The organism is Ensifer sp. Root31 (assembly GCF_001424825.1).
Classification (GTDB): Bacteria; Pseudomonadota; Alphaproteobacteria; order Rhizobiales; family Rhizobiaceae; genus Ensifer; species Ensifer canadensis.
In genome coordinates this window covers 1-18,251 of record NZ_LMCO01000045.1, presented here as the reverse complement: position 1 = coordinate 18,251, position 18,251 = coordinate 1, and the positions used below count along the sequence as shown (strand labels likewise).

Annotated in this window: 15 protein-coding genes and 1 pseudogene; 2 read left to right on the top strand and 14 right to left on the bottom strand. The window is 62.3% G+C overall.

Annotated elements, in window-relative coordinates; translation table 11 throughout:
* Positions 1–73: 73 nt before the first annotated feature.
* The 7 genes and pseudogenes from ASD00_RS29190 to ASD00_RS29160 all read right to left on the bottom strand — a co-directional run bounded on the left by ASD00_RS29190 (position 74) and on the right by ASD00_RS29160 (position 8,061).
* Positions 74–733 carry an aspartate/glutamate racemase family protein gene (locus ASD00_RS29190; protein ID WP_057210809.1) on the bottom strand — a complete coding sequence of 220 codons (660 nt, stop codon included), beginning with the start codon at positions 731–733 and terminating at the stop codon, positions 74–76.
* Positions 730–2,193 (bottom strand): MFS transporter, encoded by a 1,464-nt coding sequence (locus ASD00_RS29185; protein WP_057210807.1) that lies wholly within the window; start codon positions 2,191–2,193, stop codon positions 730–732. Before ASD00_RS29185 ends, ASD00_RS29190 begins: the two co-directional genes overlap by 4 nt.
* Positions 2,194–2,520: 327 nt before the next feature.
* The gene (locus ASD00_RS29180) at positions 2,521–3,363 is read right to left on the bottom strand and encodes a MurR/RpiR family transcriptional regulator (protein ID WP_025424989.1); all 843 of its coding nucleotides are present in this window, start codon (positions 3,361–3,363) and stop codon (positions 2,521–2,523) included.
* 109 nt (positions 3,364–3,472) lie between these two features.
* Positions 3,473–4,393: a polyphosphate kinase 2 gene (ppk2, locus tag ASD00_RS29175; RefSeq protein ID WP_025424988.1), complete on the bottom strand. Its 921-nt coding sequence runs from the start codon at positions 4,391–4,393 to the stop codon at positions 3,473–3,475.
* 135 nt (positions 4,394–4,528) lie between these two features.
* On the bottom strand, positions 4,529–6,007 hold the full coding sequence (locus ASD00_RS29170) for an aldehyde dehydrogenase family protein (protein WP_025424987.1): 1,479 nt from the start codon (positions 6,005–6,007) through the stop codon (positions 4,529–4,531).
* Positions 6,008–6,112: 105 nt separating this feature from the next.
* Positions 6,113–7,318, bottom strand: a complete 1,206-nt coding sequence (locus ASD00_RS29165; RefSeq protein WP_057210802.1) for an MFS transporter — start codon at positions 7,316–7,318, stop codon at positions 6,113–6,115.
* A gap of 262 nt (positions 7,319–7,580) precedes the next feature.
* Positions 7,581–8,061 (bottom strand): annotated as a pseudogene (locus tag ASD00_RS29160) (DMT family transporter).
* An 89-nt stretch (positions 8,062–8,150) separates the two neighbouring features.
* Between ASD00_RS29160 and ASD00_RS29155 the strand changes: the two are divergent.
* A complete protein-coding gene (locus ASD00_RS29155) occupies positions 8,151–9,068 on the top strand; it encodes a LysR family transcriptional regulator (RefSeq protein ID WP_025424985.1) in 918 nt (305 codons plus the stop codon).
* Positions 9,069–9,221: 153 nt separating this feature from the next.
* Here ASD00_RS29155 and ASD00_RS29150 read toward each other — a convergent pair whose 3' ends face one another.
* From ASD00_RS29150 to ASD00_RS29120, 7 genes are all read right to left on the bottom strand, one after another.
* Entirely contained in the window at positions 9,222–10,256 is a 1,035-nt protein-coding gene (locus tag ASD00_RS29150; protein WP_156585886.1) for a Tim44 domain-containing protein, read from the bottom strand.
* Between the two features lie 147 nt (positions 10,257–10,403).
* Positions 10,404–11,999 (bottom strand): GMC family oxidoreductase N-terminal domain-containing protein, encoded by a 1,596-nt coding sequence (locus tag ASD00_RS29145; RefSeq protein WP_025424983.1) that lies wholly within the window; start codon positions 11,997–11,999, stop codon positions 10,404–10,406.
* Positions 12,000–12,160: 161 nt separating this feature from the next.
* Complete coding sequence (locus tag ASD00_RS29140) at positions 12,161–13,156, bottom strand: branched-chain amino acid ABC transporter permease (RefSeq protein ID WP_025424982.1); 996 nt, start codon at positions 13,154–13,156, stop codon at positions 12,161–12,163.
* Positions 13,149–14,036 (bottom strand): branched-chain amino acid ABC transporter permease, encoded by an 888-nt coding sequence (locus ASD00_RS29135; protein WP_025424981.1) that lies wholly within the window; start codon positions 14,034–14,036, stop codon positions 13,149–13,151. Before ASD00_RS29135 ends, ASD00_RS29140 begins: the two co-directional genes overlap by 8 nt.
* A 3-nt stretch (positions 14,037–14,039) precedes the next feature.
* Positions 14,040–14,741, bottom strand: a complete 702-nt coding sequence (locus ASD00_RS29130) for an ABC transporter ATP-binding protein (protein ID WP_025424980.1) — start codon at positions 14,739–14,741, stop codon at positions 14,040–14,042.
* A gap of 1 nt (position 14,742) precedes the next feature.
* Complete coding sequence (locus tag ASD00_RS29125) at positions 14,743–15,525, bottom strand: ABC transporter ATP-binding protein (RefSeq protein WP_057210885.1); 783 nt, start codon at positions 15,523–15,525, stop codon at positions 14,743–14,745.
* A 14-nt stretch (positions 15,526–15,539) separates the two neighbouring features.
* On the bottom strand, positions 15,540–16,745 hold the full coding sequence (locus ASD00_RS29120; RefSeq protein WP_025424978.1) for an ABC transporter substrate-binding protein: 1,206 nt from the start codon (positions 16,743–16,745) through the stop codon (positions 15,540–15,542).
* Positions 16,746–16,981: 236 nt separating this feature from the next.
* Here ASD00_RS29120 and ASD00_RS29115 point away from each other — a divergent pair, with 236 nt between their 5' ends.
* A complete protein-coding gene (locus tag ASD00_RS29115; protein WP_025424977.1) occupies positions 16,982–17,926 on the top strand; it encodes a LysR family transcriptional regulator in 945 nt (314 codons plus the stop codon).
* Positions 17,927–18,251 lie beyond the last annotated feature (325 nt).

The following is an 18,251-nucleotide window of genomic DNA, read 5'->3' as shown; positions in this document are numbered from 1 at the left end:
GCTTAGAGCACTACCAGGAAAAGCGCGAAGCGGTTTTCCAGTTCTGACGGTCGATATATCGATCTGATGCGGGTCAGGCGTTGACCCGCATCAGATCGAGCACGCGCTCCACCGCACAAGGGATGGGGGCGATGATCGGCGTGGTGAAATGCGGCTGCAACTGTTCGGCCGCCTGGCCGAGCGGGCCGCCGCCGATGATGACGGCCTCGGCGCCATCAAGCTCGATGCATTGCCGCACCGCCTCGTCGAGTGCTTCCCGCAGCAGCTTTTCGTCGCCGGCAAGCGCGAGCGGATCGCCGGGCGTACAGCGGATGCCGGTATATTGGCCGGCAAGGCCGAGGTCGCGGGCGCGGTCGTCGATGGCCTCGATCAGGTCCGGCGTCGTGGTTGCGACGCCGAACTTGCGGCCGCTCAGCGCGGCTTCGATCATCGATGCCTCGCAGATGCCGACGACGGGGATGTCGACACGGTCCCTGAGGGTAGCAAGGCCGGGATCGCCGAAGGCACTGACGATGATGCCGAGGCAACCGGCGCCATGGGCCGCGCCGATCTCGATGACCTCGCCGGCCGCAGCGGTCAGCTGCTGCGGCGTGACGATCATCTGCGGGTTCCGCACGGCCGTGGCGACTGCCACGGCCGTGCGTCCGGTTACAGCCCGCTCAGCGATGGCGAGCATCATGCTGCTTGTTGCCTGCGAGCTGTTCGGGTTGATCAACAGGATATGTGCGGTCACGTTCTGACTTCCATGCCGACATTGACCTGTTTGGGCTCAGCCTTGGCGAGGTCGGCGTCCGCCGGCTGGTCCAGATCTTCCATCGACATGCCATAGGTCTCGGGACCGAGCTGGATGCAGAATGCGAAGACTGCGTACATGCCGGCTGCCAGCCCGAACACCCCGACCATGCCATAGGTGTCGAACAGCATGCCGGAGATCGTTGGCACGAAGGAGCCCGCGGCCGACCCTGTCGCCAGGATAAGTGCTACGCCGAAGGCGCGAATGCGTGTCGGGAAGAGCTCCGGCGCGTAGATCCAGATCGAGGTGTTGAGCAAAAGCACGAAGAACTGGAAGATCGCTCCAAACATCAGGACGAGGTAGATGTTGGTTCCGAGATAGGCGATCGAAATGGCCGCCAGGCACGCGAAGACCGCACCGAACGTCAGCACTTTCTTGCGCGGGAAATAATAGCCGAACATCGAGGCGGCGATGGCGCCGAGCACGCTGCCGCTCTGGATGATCATGCTGTAGAGCAGGCTGCCCTGCAGGGTGTAGCCCATCGACACGAAGATGATCGGCATCAATGTGAGCACCGATAGCTGGGCGCCGTAGCTCATCAGGATGGCGATTGCGACGGGAATGGTTCTGCCGATGAACGGTGCCCGGAAAAGCTCCTTCCAGTCGCTCTTGGCAGGTGCTTCGTCCTGGAGATGATCCTTGGTCAGGTATTCCTGAACCTTCAGATTGCGGGGCCGCAGTGATCCGGAGGCCAGAATCGACAGCACCTTGTTGGCCTCGTCGATCTTTCCCTGCGAAGCAAGGAAGCGCGGTGTCTCCGGCACAAACCGGCGATAGAAGACCACGAGCAGCGCGGGCAATGCCAGCGAGGCGAAAAGCCAGCGCCAGCTGTTTTCACCGGGAAAGAGCGTGAAGATCAACAGGCCGAAGGCGGGGGCAAGGAAGTTGCCGAAGCCGCCGGCGCCAACATTGACGAGGCCGGCCGCCGTCCCGCGGAATTTCGGCGAGCAGAATTCCGACAGCATCGTCACCGCGGTCGAGATTTCGCCGCCGACGCCGAAGCCGACAATGGCGCGGGCAAAGCACAGCGCTGCGAAATTCGGCGCGAGTGCGCAGGCGGCCGAGCCGATGGTGAAGAGCAGAAGGTTGATCGTCAGCATCACGCGGCGGCCGTAGCGATCGCCGAGAATGCCCGACAGCAACCGGCCGAGAGCGGCGCTGCCGAAGGTGATGGTGTTGAGGAAGCCGATATCCGTGCCGGTCAGGCCCCAATGTTCCTTGAGGATCGGGCCGGCGACGCCGATGGTGTTCTGCTCGAAACTGTCGAACAGGCAGCCGATCAGAACCAGGGCGATGATCTGTTTGTGGGCGCCGGTGACGCCGATCTTGGTGAAGGCTGATTCCAATTGTCGAATGACCGGCGAAGACTTGCCGGACGGCACCATATTTTCCGCTGCCATGGTTTGTTCCCCTTTATGGCTTAACTGGCGTGAAAACTTAGTTTCATGATGCTATATCAAGAAATCACAGTTTCATACAAGAATCTTGCTCCGAAACGGATGAGCCGGACGTTTCGCGCCTGACGGGCGCTCTTGCCGGACAGCACAATTCACCTTCGAAACAACGCCATTGAGGAATGCAGGTTTCATGCCAAAAGGTTAGAAACTACAGTTTCTCCTTTTCAATCAAAGATATGGAGCGCCGTTGGTCGGTATCTACGACTTGAAACTGTGGTTTCTTGTGATCGAATAATGCACTGCTGTTTCAGGCAGATGCCCAAACAACGATCACAGCTCTTCGAGCGCGTCGTTTAACGCTTCGATGCCGCGCAGACGGTTGCGGCCGCTGATGCCTGCCGTTTCGATGCAACGCGTCGTCAGCAGATGGCAGAGCGCCATGACCGAGACGTGGTTGAAGAGCGGCCCGGGTGCCAGCGTCTGGCAGCGGAAATGCCACTCGGCCTGGCTGAGGAAGGGCACGCCCTCGTCGGTGATATAAAGCAGGCGGGCACCGGATTTTTCCACCTGGTTGATGAGCGCATCCATCAGGGCGATGCGGCGGCGCAGGCCGAAGACGATGACGACGTCGTCGGGCGTGAAGCTGACGAGATGTTCGCCCAGCGTCTGGCCGCCTCCGGGAATGGCCGAGATGTTCTCGATCACCTGCGTCAGCTGCCATTGCAGATAGGTGGCGAAGGAGTGGCTGGCACGAAAGCCGATGACCCAGACCTTGCGTGCCTTCAACAGCGCTGCCGACGCAGCGTTGATCTGTGTTTCCGATATCGCAAGGAAGGTCGCCTCGATATTGGCGACCCCTTGGGCCACATGGGCGGTAACGGATTGCTCGCCGGCCGTATCGGCGCTTGTCGCCAGGAAGAGCCGTGATCCCGTCTGCTTGTCGGCGCGCGCATGGCGGCGCGCCTCTTCGTAGTTTTCATAGCCGAGCCGCTGGATGAAACGCGATACGGTGGCCTTCGACACATGCGCCAGTGCCGCCAGCTCCTGGGCGGAATAGCTGGCGACCTCGCCGGGAAAGTCGCAGAGAAAGTCTCCAAGGCGTCGCTCTGCCGGATGGAGTTCCGGCAGGACCTGACGAACGCGAGTGAGGAAGGATCGCTCTTTGGGACTCATTGCCAATTCCATGAAACTGTCGTTTCACGGACTGTCCGATTTCCACGGGGTGTTTGCAAGTGCGCAGGCCCGGAAAGCCAGGCCTGCGCCATTTCGCGTTGACGTCGCCTTAGTATTTTGACGGCACGTAGAGTTCAGGCGGCAGCACCTTGCGTTCGTAGTCCGGGTTGAACACCCGCTCCGGCAGGGTGATCTCCTCGTGCGGCACATCCTCATAGGGGATCTGCTGCAGCAGGTGGTCCATACAGTTCAGCCGCGCCCGCTTCTTGTCGTTGCCTTCGACGATGTGCCACGGCGCCTCGGGGATGTTCGTTCTGGCGAAGGTCTCTTCCTTGGCCTTGGTATAGGCCTCCCAGCGCACGCGCGATTGCAGATCCATCGGTGACAGCTTCCACTGCTTCAGCGGGTCGTGGATGCGCACCAGGAAGCGCATCTGCTGCTCCTCGTCGGTGATCGAGAACCAGTATTTGACCAGCCGGATGCCGGAGCGCACCAGCATGCGCTCGAACTCCGGCACGTCGTTGAAGAACTGCTCGACCTGGTCTTCGCTGGCAAAGCCCATGACGCGCTCGACGCCGGAGCGATTGTACCAGGAGCGGTCGAACAGCACGATCTCGCCGCCGGCCGGTAGATGCGGCACGTAGCGCTGGAAATACCACTGGGTCTTTTCGCGGTCCGATGGGGCGGGCAAGGCCGCGACCCTGACGACACGCGGATTGAGCCGCTGGGTGATGCGCTTGATCACGCCGCCCTTGCCGGCGGAATCGCGCCCCTCGAAGATCACCACGACCTTTTCCTTGTGGTGCACGACCCAGTCCTGCAGCTTGATCAGCTCGGACTGCAGCGCGATCAGAGCGCGGAAATAGTCGATGCGTGGCAGCGACGGCGGGTGGCTCTTGCGGTAGATCTTGCGGATCTCTTCCGAAAGCGCCGGCTCGGAAAGCTCGAGTTCATAGTCTTCATCGAGCGTATCGGCGAGTTCCGCCTCGAGCCAATCCTGTCCTTCGAAGTCGCCAGTTGATCTGTTCATCGCATCCCTCCAGCGCGCAAATCGCGCAATGCGGCAGCCCCGCGGCATGATGCTGCCGTCATCTGGCTTATTCCATAGCCGCATGAAGGGAATTTGACGCTGTCCTTGGCGGCCGACGCCGTGCTGCGGGGCGCTCTACGCCTTGATGTACCAGCCCCACGGCTCGTCGGTATCGAAGCTGGTGATCTGCTTGGTCTCCAGATAGTTGGAAAGGCCCCAGCGACCGAGTTCGCGACCGATACCCGATTGCTTGTAGCCGCCCCAGGGCGCCTCGGGGAAGGTCGGTTGCGAGCAGTTGATCCAGATGATGCCAGCGCGTAGCGCCCGGGCGACGCGTTCGCAGCGCTCCTTGTCCTCGGACATGACCGCCGCGGCAAGGCCGAAGCGGCTGTCGTTGGCCATGCGCACCGCATCGGCCTCGTCCGCGAACGGCTTGACGCAGACGACAGGCCCGAAGATCTCCTCGCGCCAGACATAGCTGTCTTCGCTCATGTCGGTCAAAACGGTCGGCTCGATGAAGTAACCGCTGTTGAAACCGGCGGGCCTGCCGCCGCCCGCCGCGATGGTGGCGCCGTCCTGGCGGGCGCGGTCGATCGCGGTCAGGATCTTGTCATATTGTCCCTTGGAAACGATTGGCCCGAGCAATGTGCCCTCGTCGAGGCCGTTGCCGATGGTGATCTTGCCCGCCTCTTCGCAGAGCCTTTTGACGACGGTATCGTAGATCGGTTCCTCGATGAGCACGCGCGAGGTTGCCGAGCAGACCTGCCCCTGGTTCCAAAAGATGCCGAACATGATCCATTCGACGGCCTTTTCGATATCGCTGTCGGCAAAGACCACGAAGGGCGACTTGCCGCCAAGCTCGAGGCTGATGTTCTTGATGTCCTGGGCGCCGGCCATCATCACCTTTCGCCCTGTCGGTACCGAGCCGGTAAAGGCGAGTTTGTCGACCAGCGGGTGCTCGGTCAGCGGCTGGCCGGCATCCTGGCCGGTGCCGGTGACGATGTTGAGCACGCCGGGCGGAAGCTCGACCTCCTCGGCGATTGCGCCCAGTTCCAGAGCCGTCAGCGGCGTCAGCTCGGACGGTTTCAGCACCATGGTGCAGCCGGCGGCAAGCGCCGGCGCCACCTTCCAGGAAACCATCAGCAACGGATAGTTCCAGGGCGTGATCGCGCCGACGATGCCGAGGGGTTCGCGGATGGCACGGGCTCTGAACCTGGTGTCGCCGACGGCGATCGTTTCCTCCGGGTTGGCGTCGAGTTCCTCGGCAAGCCCGGCATAGTAGCGGAAGCACCCGGCGGCATCGTCGATATCCCACAGTGCTTCCGGCAGCGGCTTGCCGTTATCGGTGACTTCGAGATGCGCCAGCGCATGGCGTCTTTCCTCGATCTTCTCGGCAATCGCGCGGAGATAGACGGCCCGCTCCGTGCCGGTAAGCTTCGGCCATGGGCCGCTGTCGAAGGCGATGCGGGCAGCTTTGACGGCGCGGTCGATATCGTCGTAGGTGGCGGCCGGCACGCGGTGGATGACCTCCTCCGTTGCCGGATCGATCACGTCGAGCATACCGCCGCGGCGGGGTTTCTCCCATTTTCCGTCAATGAATAGTTTGTCTCGCATGCCCGTGCCCTCATTTCAGCCCGGGAGAGTATGACCCGCACGGTGGCGATCGCGCCAGCCGCCGGCCATACTTTTTCTGGGCCATGTCGCTTTCGGTTCAGGCCCTTACGATCTTCGGCAAGGTCTGAAGGCAAGAAACGGAAGAACGGGAAGGATAGCGCCGGCACTGGCGACGAACCAGAACTGCCGAAGCGTCATCCAGCCGCCGCTGTGCAAGGTGCCGGCGAGGACGCCCGCCACCATGAACAGATCCATCAACGGCAGGCTCAGCGCATAGAAGACGGCCTGGCGCTCAAGGTTCAGCCGCTGCTGGAGCAGCGTGAAATAGGCGGCAAAAGCCACCATCTCCGGTATGCCGCCGATGATCAGCACCACCGTCGCCAACGCATGGGTCGGGGCGAAGACCAGCGCAAGCGTCGTCACGCCTTCGAGAAGGCTTGCGACGAGATAGGCCATCAGCAGCGAGTGTGTATCGATCAGCGTTCGCGCCAGGCGGTTTGAGACCAGCGCGCCGATGACGGCACCCGTCCCTTGCGCTGCAAGCAGCACGGTCCACGTGGCGGCGCCAAGCCCGAACTGGTCGTGATTGAGCCAGAACAGGAAGGGCTGCAGCGCGCCGAGAGAAATCATGTAGCCGAGAGCAGGCAGGACGAGTACCCAAAGAACCGGGTTCTCGCGCATGGTCGCCGCGGCCTCTCGGAAAAGACCGGATCGAGCGGCTGGCTCCCGTTTGACCCGCATCTGCTCCGGTGTTGCAACGCCCCGGCAAAGGGCGAACGCGGCCACGAGGTGGCCGGCTGCAAGCGCAAGGAAGGTGAGGGCAGGGGATATAACCGTCAGCATGAGACCTGCCGTCGGCGGGCCAAAGATTTTGGCGAGACGATCGATCGTCTGAAACGTCGTGTTGGCTTCCATATTGCGGCCGGAAGGCACGGCGGCGGCGCGCGACGCCAGCAGGCCTGGAACGACAATCGTGTCTGCAAGGCCGATTGTCAGAACCACCATCTGAAGCGTGCCTGCGTGTTCGACGCCGGCAAGGGCGAAGAGGCACAATGCAGTGACGATCAGCCCCGCACCAACGGGCAGCCGAGAGCCCGCGCGGCGGATCAGGCTGGCGGCAGCCGGGGCAAACAGGATGCGCGGTGCGAGCCGCAGCGCAAGGCTGCCGACAAGGCCTGTGCCGGTGCCGAACCGTTGGGCGACGAGAAGTGGCAGTGCTGCGACCAGCATCCACGAGCAGAAGGAATAAAAGGCGAGAGCGAACCCGACGCGCCGGAAGTCGGCCGATTTCCAGGGGGATGGCGATGTCATAACGAGCCCGAATGGCAGTCGATTGCCTCGCGCTCCCGATCATCGTGGCGACCTGTCGTTGGGCCGTGCCGTCGATCTAGGAGAAGGAGATCAATCGAATCAACGAAGACCAGCCCGTGAGACACGGGCGACTTTGGGCTCGCTGCTGCAAGCCCCGCCTTGCGGGGCTCGTCACGCCATCAGGTGTGGTTCGGTCGACATGACCGTGTGTTAACATGCTTGCGGGGTCAGCGACAAGAATTGTGGTTGGAGGCGTGCATGCTCACCGGGCCTGGCTTGCCAGCGCGGGCATGGTGCTTGCAATTTGCGTGATGACCATACCGCCGATGATCAGCGCAACGCCGACGAGGCGGGCGAGGCTGACCGGCTTTTCCGGAAAGCCCATCAGGCCGAAATGATCGATGACGACAGAGACCGCCATCTGTCCGGCGATCACCGCGACAATGAAACTGGCGGCGCCGAGTTTTGGGGCGAGCAGCAGTGCGGCAGTGATGTAGATGACGGCCGCCGATCCAGATCCACCAGGGACCCTTCAGTGTCTCACCGAGCGTTGGCATCGGTACGCGAACGGCGATCATGATGGGAATGATGAGGGCGAGGCTGGCGCCGAGCGAAACGACCGTCGCCCAGAGGGGATGACCGATTAACCGGCCAAGCATGGCGTTGGCGCCGGGCTGGAACGGCACGACGGCTCCGGCGAAGACAGCGGCGAGGATGAGGAGGAGTGATCCGGCATTTGGCATGACAATATTCCGATCTGTTTGACCGCCCGATGGTTCATCATCCAAATGAAGAATGGAAATTCGCAGTTCGCACGATCTATATTCGTTGAATGAATAATCTGACTGGAATCGATCTGAACCTGCTGGTCGTGCTCGATGCGTTGCTGACTGAGCGCCATGTCTCGCGTGCGGCAGTCCGTCTGAACAAGAGCCAGCCTGCGGTCAGCCATGCGCTGGCGCGCTTGCGCGAACTCTTCGATGATCCCCTGCTGGTGCGCCACGGCGGGCGGCTGGAGCCGACCATACGGGCGCTTGAGCTCGCGCCACGGCTCGTGGAGGCCATGGGTCGCGTGCGGTCGTTGCTTGCGCCCGCAGGTTTTGATCCCGCAACGGAGCGGCATGTGTTCCGATTGGCAATGTCGGATTACGGGGCTGCCGTTCTGCTGCCGAAGCTGATGGCGACCCTGCGGGCCGAGGCACCATATATCGATCTGATCGTCAGCCAGGCGAGCCGCGAGGTCATGGCGTCGCAGGTGGTGGACGGCGAGATCGATCTGGCGCTGGGCGTGTTCCCGACGCACGGCGGAGGCATCCGATCATCGTTGCTCTTTCGGGAAAGCTTTGCCTGCCTTGCCGACGCGTCACAGCTTGGCGGATCGCTGGCCATCGATCTTGGTGACTATCTCGCCCGACCGCATGTGCTGGTGTCATTGCGTGGCGACGCCGGCAACGAGATCGATCTTGCGCTCGCGGCGACCGGCAAGACGCGCCGCATCTGTCTTGCGGTTCCGCATTGGAGCGTCGCACCGGGCTTGGTGCGCGGCACGGATCTTGTCCTGACCGTGGCGCGCCGCATCCTTCCACAGGGGGACGGTCACGGGCTGGTCGTCTTCGAGCCGCCCTTTGCCATTCCGCTGTTCGACTTCGAGCAGATCTGGCATCGTCGTCGCGACGGCGATCTGGGGCATCGCTGGTTGCGGACGCTGATCGAGCGCCTTCTCGGCGATGAGGAGCCGGTTGCGGGCTGATGCGGAGTTATCACTCGTCTGCGTCCTTGCACGAACCAGGTGGGCCTGCGCTTCACCCCGTCGCGCGCTAGAGTCGGGCGGTGTCGCAAGCGCAAAAAAAGACCCGGTCGGATGGGCCGGCCGGGTCTCAAAGGTTTTGGATTGTTGGCGCTATCAGGCGTGCCCGACGCCCTGGATCGCCGACACCTGCCATTCGCCTTCGGGCTTGCGTACGAAGGTCCAAAGCTCGACGGCTTCGGTCAGGTTGTCCGGATCGCCGCTGATCACCTTGCCGGTCGTACGGTCGCGCATGACGTCGATGCTCTCGTAGCGCATGGCGACGGTCGCGAAGTCGGTGCCGTTTTCCGACCAGGCCTCGGCGACATCGCCCTGGACGAGATGGACTTCGGTGACGTCGTTCTTGACGCCGCTGGTGGCGTTGTCGCTGAGTTCTTCGGCCAGGTAGGACATGGCTTCCGGCGTCGTCAAACGACGCAGGGTGCCGTAGTCCTCTGCCGCATAGGCTGATTGAACGTCCTTCAGCATCTTCTCGAACTGTTCGAGATCGGACTGGCCGACACCGATTTCATCGGCCGGGCCGTCGGTGACGGGGGCTGGTGTCGGTACGACGGTCGGGCGTGCATTCGATTGGCCGCCTGCCTGGCCACCGCCGATGCTCGGGATCTTGAACGACGGTACGCCAGTCGAAGGCGAGTGGGCCGACGAACGCTCGGACGGACCGGCATAGGCCGGCTGGCGGTTGCGGCCGAAGAAGCGCATAGCGAGCATGATCACGCCACCGATCAACAGCATCTGCACGATCAGGCCGAGGAAGCCGGCAGCACCGCCGAAGCCGCCGCCCATCAGCATGCCGATCAGGCCGCCGACCATGAGGCCACCGAGGAGCGAACCACCGAAGCCGCTGAAGAAGCCGGGCCGTGCGTTGGGCGTGTTGGCGCCGGCGGGGCGCGTCTGAGCTGCCCCGGGATTGGTCGTCGTTGGGCCGGCGTCCTGGCGCGGCGTCATCGTGCGGTCGATCGGTGCCGCGTTTGTCGGCGCGGTGCGGGTGGCTGGCGGCTGCGAAAAGGTGCGCGTGCCACGGCTGCCGAAGCCGCCGCCCGAGCGCCGGGCCTCGGCGACATCCACAACCGTGAGCGCGACAGTGAGACCGATCGCCATCATCGCCAGAGCTCGTCCAAAACGCTGCATTGCCATTCAAACCCCTTGTATTGTGCTTGGGCCCATGAGGCCTTCACGGGCTCATATAGAGGTTCCGGTCCCGGAATTTAAGGTTTTCGAGTCGCTTTTGGCCTGGTTTACCGTAATCCCGACGGTGAAATCGGCCCGGAAAAGCCCTCAGCGGTTGGCTTCCAGGATCATCGTCGCCGCTTTTTCGGCGATCATGATCGTCGGCGAATTGGTGTTGCCCGAGGTGATTGTCGGCATGATCGAGGCATCGGCAATCCGCAGGCCTTGCAGGCCACGCAGCCGCAATTCCGGGTCGACGACGCTTTCCGGATCCGCGCCCATCCGGCAGGTGCCGACCGGGTGGAAGATCGTCGTGCCGATATCGCCGGCAGCACGCCGCAGATCCTCGTCGCTCTCATAGGAAGGTCCCGGCTTGAACTCGGTCGGGTTGAAACGGGCGAAGGATGGCTGGCTGACGATGCGACGCGTCAGGCGAATGGAACGGACCGCGACATCGCGGTCGGCCTCTGCCGTCAGATAGCGCGGGCGAATGTCGGGTGCTGCGGCGAAATCGGGCCCTTTGAGATGCACCGACCCCCGGCTTTCGGGGCGAAGATTGCAGACGCTGGCGGTAATCGCCGGAAAGGGATGAACCGGCTCGCCGAACTTTTCGAGCGTCACCGGCTGGACGTGATATTGCAGGTCCGGCGTTTCCTTCTCGGGGCCGGAACGGGTGAAGATGCCGAGCTGGCTCGGTGCCATGGCCATCGGGCCTGAGCGCCTGGCGAGATATTCGAGGCCGATCGCCGCCTTGCCGAGAAACGTGCTTGCCTTCTCGTTCAGGGTCGGCACCCCGGTCACCTTGTAGGCGAGGCGCAGTTGCAGATGATCCTGCAGGTTTTCGCCGACGCCGGCCAACTCGTGCCGGACCTCGATCCCATTATCCCTCAGGACATTGCCCCGGCCAACACCGGAAAGCTCCAAGATCTGCGGCGAGCCGATGGCGCCCGCCGAAAGAACGGTTTCGCGGCGACAACGAACACGCTTGACCAAACCATCGTGCTGGAATTCGACGCCGGCGATGCGACCTTCCTCGATCACCAGCCGCCGGACATGCGCCTTGGTCAGAATGGTGAGATTGCTCCGGCCGCGTGCGGGCCGCAGAAACGCCTTTGCCGTGTTCCAGCGGATGCCGGAACGCTGGTTGACGTCGAAATAGCCGGAGCCTTCATTATTGCCGCGGTTGAAATCGGGCGTTTCCGGGATGCCGGCCTCGGTCGCTGCCTTCTGGAAAGCGTCAAGCACGGCCCAGCGAACGCGCGCCTTCTCTACCCGCCACTCGCCGCCGGCGCCATGCATTTCGTCGGCGCCGCGATAGTGGTCTTCCGATTTGCGGAAGTGCGGAAGGACGTCATCCCAGCCCCAACCGGTGCACCGGAGCTGGCGCCAGTGATCGTAGTCGCGCGCCTGGCCACGCATGTAGATCATGCCGTTGATCGACGAGCAGCCGCCGAGCACCTTGCCACGCGGGTAGCCGAGAGCACGACCGTTCAACCCTTCCTCTGCAGCTGTGGTGAAACACCAGTCGGTGCGGGGGTTGTTGATGCAATAGAGATAGCCGACCGGAATGTGGATCCAGTGATAGTTGTCGCTGCCGCCGGCCTCGAGCAGCAGGACGCGGCGATCCGGGTTTTCGGAAAGGCGGTTGGCCAGAACGCAACCGGCGCTACCCGCTCCGACGACGATATAGTCGAACGTGTCCATGGGCTCATCACTCTCTTGTCGATGCCCGGTCCGGCCGTGAGCCAATGTCTCCGACCTGTCTAGAGAGCGTTTCCGGTTAAACGGCGTCGCGGAAACGCTCTAGCTCTCTGTTTTTACGCATTTCCTGACGGAAAACCGCTTCGCACTTTTCCTGGAAATGCTCAGTGTCGATGTTCAAAGCCGAGCTTGCGGCCGAGCCTCGAATTATAGAACTCGCCGACGATACCGCGCCGGAAGAGCAGCACGCAGACCATGAAGACCAGGCCGGTAATGATGGTGACCGGGAATTCGGAGGTCGCGAGATAGTTCTGCAAGGTCACGACCAGGCCGGCGCCGAACAGCGGTCCGATCAGCGTGCCGATACCGCCGAGCAGCGTCATGAGGATGACCTCACCGGACATCTGCCAGCTGACGTCGGTCAGCGTCGCGAACTGGAAGACCAGCGCCTTCACGCCGCCGGCAAGGCCGGTGAGTGCCGCCGACATGACGAAGGCCGCAAGCTTGTAGTTGCGCACGGAGTAGCCGAGCGACACGGCGCGCGTCTCGTTCTCCCTGATCGATTTCAGGATCATGCCGAAGGGCGAGTGAATGATCCGCCAGATGATCGCCACGCCGATGATGAAGACTCCGAGCACGAAGTAATACATGTTCGCCGACTGGCTGAGATCGATGAAGCCGAAGAGATGGCCGCGCGGCACGGACTGGATGCCGTCCTCGCCCTTGGTAAACTCGGCCTGCAGGCAGAAGAAATAGAACATCTGCGCCAGCGCCAGCGTGATCATGGCGAAGTAGATGCCCTGCCTGCGGATAGCGAGGAAACCGATGATCGCGCCAAGAAACGCGGCTCCTGCGACACCGACGAGAATGCCGAGTTCCGGCGGCAGCCCCCATTCCTTCACCGCATGGGCGGTGAAATAGGCGGCGCCGCCGAAGAAGGCCGCGTGTCCGAAGGACAAGAGGCCGGTGTAACCGAGCAGCAGGTTGAAGGCGCAGGCAAAGAGCGCGAAGCACAGCAGCTTCATCAGGAATACGGGATAGAAGAACAGAGGGGCGAGCACCAGCAGCGCAAGACCCGCCGCCAGGAAGATCGTTTGTGCGACGACCGGCTTCTTTTCCCTGGGCTTATCGATATCGAGTGTCAGTGTCATATCAAACATCCCGGCCGAAGAGGCCTGCCGGCCGTATCAGGAGAACGATGGCCATGATCACGAAGATCACGATGTTGGAGGCTTCGGGGTAGAACACCTTGGTCAACCCCTCGGCAACGCCAAGCAGATAGCCGGTGATGATTGCTCCCATGATCGAGCCCATACCGCCGACCACCACCACGGCGAAGACGACGATAATGATGTTCGATCCCATCAACGGCGAGACCTGGTAGATCGGCGCCGCAAGCACCCCGGCAAGGGCGGCAAGTGCAGCCCCCAGCGCGTAGGTGAGCGTCAACAGGAACGGCACGTTGATGCCGAAGGACTGGACGAGAATAGGGTTTTCTGTCGCCGCCCGCAGATAGGAGCCGAGCTTGGTCTTTTCGATCACCAGCCAGGTGCCGATGCAGACGACGAGCGAGAAGGCGATCACCCAGCCGCGATAGACGGGCAGGAACATGAAGCCGAGATTGGTGCCGCCGGCAAGGGCTGCCGGCGTGGCATAGGGCTGGCCCGAAGCGCCATAGAGATAGCGAAAGGTGCCTTCGATCGTCAGCGCCAGGCCGAAGGTGAAGAGCAGGCCATAAAGCGGATCGAGCGTGTAGAGCCTTCTCAGCATCGTGCGCTCGATGACGGCGCCGACAAGCCCGACGGCAAGCGGTGCCACGATCAGCGCCGGCCAGTAGCCGATGCCGAAATAGGAAAGCAGCATCCAGGCGAAGAAGGCGCCGAGCATGTATTGCGCGCCGTGAGCGAAGTTGATGACGCGCAAGAGGCCGAAGATGATCGCAAGGCCGAGGCTCAGGAGTGCATAGAACGAGCCGTTGATCAGGCCGATCAGCAGTTGGCCGAGGAAGGCTTGCAGTGGAATTCCAAAGATCATGGTCATGGCTCAGACCCCCAGCACGTCATGCAGCATGCCCATGCGATCGGAGAGCTCCGAGACCGGAAACTCGCCGACCATGCGGCCATGATCCATCAGGTAGAAACGGTCGGCAACCTTGCTGGCGAAGCGGAAGTTCTGTTCGACCAGAAGAACGGTCATGCCGCGCTCCTTCAATGTCTTGAGCACGTCGCCGATGCGCTGGACGATGACCGGGGCGAGTCCCTCGGTCGGTTCGTCGAGCAGCATCATGCGCACGCCGGTTCTCAAGATCCGGGCAATCGCCAGCATCTGCTGTTCGCCGCCGGAAAGCTTGGTGCCCGGGCTGTTGCGGCGCTCGTGCAGATTGGGAAAAAGCTCGAAGATTTCGTCGACCGTCATGCCGCCCTTGGCCACGGCCGGCGGCAGCAGCAGGTTTTCATAGACCGAGAGCGTCGAGAAGATGCCGCGCTCCTCGGGGATGAAGCCGAGGCCGCGATGGGCGACCCGGTGCAGCGGAACCTTGATCAGGTCCTCGCCAGAAAAATCGATCGCGCCCTTGCGATTGCGCACGATTCCCATGATCGAGCGCAGGGTGGTGGTCTTGCCGACGCCGTTGCGCCCGAGCAGGGTGACCATCTCGCCTTCGCCGACCGTCATGTCGACGCCGTGCAGGATGTGGCTTTCGCCGTACCAGGCGTTGAGGCCGGAGACTTTCAGCAGCGGTTTCATCTCAAGCCTCCTCGGTGCCCATGTAGGCGGTGCGCACCCGCGGGTCGGCCGACACTTCTGCATAGTCGCCCTCGGCGAGGATTTCTCCCCGCTGCAGCACGGTGACGTGGTGGCAAAGGGTCGAGACGACGGAAAGATTGTGCTCGACCATCAGCACGGCGCGTTCGCGCGCCACCTCGCGGATGATCTCGGCCACCATGCCGACATCCTCGTGGCCCATGCCGGCCATCGGCTCGTCGAGCAAGAGAACCTTCGGGTCGAGCGCCAGCGTGGTGGCGATCTCCAGCACCCGCTTGCGGCCATAGGAAAGATCGGCGGCAACCGCGTTTCTTTCCTTATCGAGACCAACGGAGCGGATGAGCTGATCGGCCTTTGCCGTCAGCCCGTCGAGCGCCGACATCGGCTTCCAGAACTGGGTGGCAAGTCCGTTCGGCCGCTGCAGCGCCACCCGCACATTTTCGAGCACGCTCATATGCGGAAACACCGCCGAGATCTGGAACGAGCGCACCAGCCCCATGCGCGCCACCTTGTCCGGCGCCATGCGGGTGATGTCTTCGCCGAGCAGCGTGATCGTGCCGTCGGTCGGCTGCAGGAACTTGGTCAGAAGGTTGAAGACGGTCGTCTTGCCGGCGCCGTTCGGACCGATCAGTGCGTGGACCCGTGCATCGTGGACGTCGAGGTTGACGTTGTTGACGGCGGTGAAACCGCCGAAATCGCGACGGAGACCGCGGGCGGACAAAACCACCCGCGGCGCTCCATTCTGTTCTGGCAAGACAGCGGTCATCGCGATCCGACCGCTCACGACTTCACGAGGTCGCAGCCGCTCTTGGCCGGATCGATGAAGGCGTCGGAACCGGGGATGGTGGCGAGCACTTTGAAATAGTCCCAGGGCTCCTTGCTTTCGTCCGGCTTTTTCACTTCCAAGAGATACATGTCGTGGATCATGCGGCCGTTCTCGGCGACCTTGCCGTTTTCGGCAAAGACGTCGTTGACGGGCAGCGCACGCAGTTCCTTCGAAACGGCATCGCCGTCATCGCTGCCGGCCTTTTCGATCGCCTTCAGATAGGAAAGCACGGCGGAATAGGTGCCGGCATGGACCATGTTCGGCATCTTGCCGGTGCGCTCCATGAAGCGCTTGCCGAATTTTGCCGTTTCCTCGTTGCGGTTCCAGTAGAAGCCTTCGGTCAGCGTCAACCCCTGTGCCGCTTCAAGGCCGAGGCCATGGACTTCCGCGAGCGTGAAGAGCAAGGCCGCCAGGCGCTGGCCGCCCTGGACGATGCCGAATTCGGCGGCCTGCTTGATGGCGTTGGAGGTATCGAGGCCGGCATTGGCGAGGCCGATGACCTTGGCGCCGGAAGACTGCGCCTGCAACAGGAAGGATGAGAAGTCGGTGGTCGCCAGCGGATGGCGAACCGAGCCGACGACGGTGCCGCCGTTTTCCTTGACGTAGTTGCCGGTGTTTTCCTCGAGCGAGTAACCGAAGGCGTAGTCGGCGGTCAGGAAGAACCAGCTGTCGCCGCCCTGCTTGACCAGCGCGCCACCGGTGCCGACCGCAAGCGCATGGGTGTCATAGGCCCAGTGGAAACCATAGGGCGAGCATTGCTTGCCGGTAAGCTCTGTGGTGGCAGCGCCGGTATTGATGGTGATCTTCTTCTTTTCCTTCGACAGTGCCTGGACGGCGAGGCCGACCGAAGAACTCGTCAGCTCCATGATGCTGTCGACCTGCTCGGTGTCGTACCATTGCCGGGCGATGTTGGAGGCGATGTCGGCCTTGTTCTGGTGGTCGGCGGTAATCACTTCCACCGGCACACCCAGAACCTTGCCGCCGAAATCCTCGACCGCCATCAGCGCTGCCTCGTAGGAGGATTTGCCGCCGAAATCGGCATAGACGCCGGACTGGTCGTTCAAGATGCCGATCTTGACCTTGCCGTCGGATGCATCGGCGAGCGCCGCGGTGCTGCTGGCAAGCATCATGGCAAATGCGGTAAGCAGTTTCTTCGTCATCGTGTCCTCCTCCAAGGGTCATCAGTCCGGCACAAACCATGCGAAATCCCGCTCGGCTCCGGCAAGCGCATGGCGTTGCCGGACCATCGGTCCCGTTCTGTTCAAATTTGGCCAGACATGCTCCTCAGATGTCGGCTCCGACGATACAATCCGGAAAAATTCGCTTGGACGCAAGCGCTGCTGCCCGTAAATTGCAAACAGGGTCTGTTCATTTTCGAACAGATGGGGGCAGCGAGATGAATCCGAACTTCACCTGGGACGACCTGCAGTTCTTTCTGGCGGTCGCCCGCACCGGGCAATTGTCGACCGCGGCAAGGCGGTTGCGCACCAGCCACGCGACGGTTTCCCGTCGGATCGACCGGCTGGAATTTGCGCTCAAGGTCAAGCTGTTCGAGCGCAATCCGCGCGGCTACGTGCTGACGGCGATCGGCCAGCGGTTCGTCGAGACCGCCGAGCGCATCGAGCGCGAGACCGAGCAGCTGCAGCTCGATATCAGCGACGGCCTGACGGCGCAGCGCGGCGTCGTCAGGCTGAGCACACTCGAAGGTTTCGGTAACTTCTTCCTGTCGGACAGGCTTTCGAGCTTCGCCGCGACCTACCCCAACATTTCGCTGGAGCTGGTGGCGATCCAGCAGATCATGTCGCTGTCGCGCAAGGAGGCGGATCTGTCGGTGGCGCTGACGGCGCCAAAGGCCGGCCCTTACCATTCAGAGGTGCTGACACCCTATACGCTGCATGTCTATGGTTCCCGCAGCTATCTCGCCAGTCATCCGCCGATCAGGAGCCGCAACGATCTCGCTGCCCATCGTTTCGTGGGTTACATCGAAGACATGATCTTCGCGCCCGGGCTCGATTATCTCGGCGAGATCCAGCCGGGCCTCAGGGCGCATTTTCAGAGTTCCAGCATCCTCACGCAGCTGAAGGCCGTACGCCAAGGGCTTGGCCTCTGTGTGCTGCCGCATTTTATGGCGCGCGACGAAAAGGACATTGAGATCGTGCTGCCCGACGAGATCGAGTTGAAGCGGACCTATTGGATGATCTGCCACCGCGACTTGATTGCCGTGCCGCGGGTGAGGGCGGTGCGCGAGTTTCTGACGCAGATCGTGCGGGAGAACCGGGGGTGTTTCAGCCGCGAGCGAGTGTTGGCGGTGGTGCCAGGTGGTCTGGCGCTGCGGCCATAATCGGCTGCCGGCCAGATCCCTTCCGCGGTTCCCTGGCTCTTGGCAACGCTTTTTGACCGATTGGCCAATGATTCTGGTTTTGGTTTTGCTGGTCTGGTGATGCGGAGCGGGCTGTTGATAACTCTCGCTTCCAATTCGTTTGTATTTTCAATGTGTTGTTCGATCTTGTCGATTTTTTGCGATTGAGTGTTGACGTGTTCGATGTGTGGGGTCTATAAGCCCGATCACTGAACGAGGGCGGCGGCGCTGCTGGCGACGATGTCCTTCGTTTTAAGGTTTCCTTGATTGGCGGATGCTGATTGGTCGGGACGCGAGTTTCGGCGGG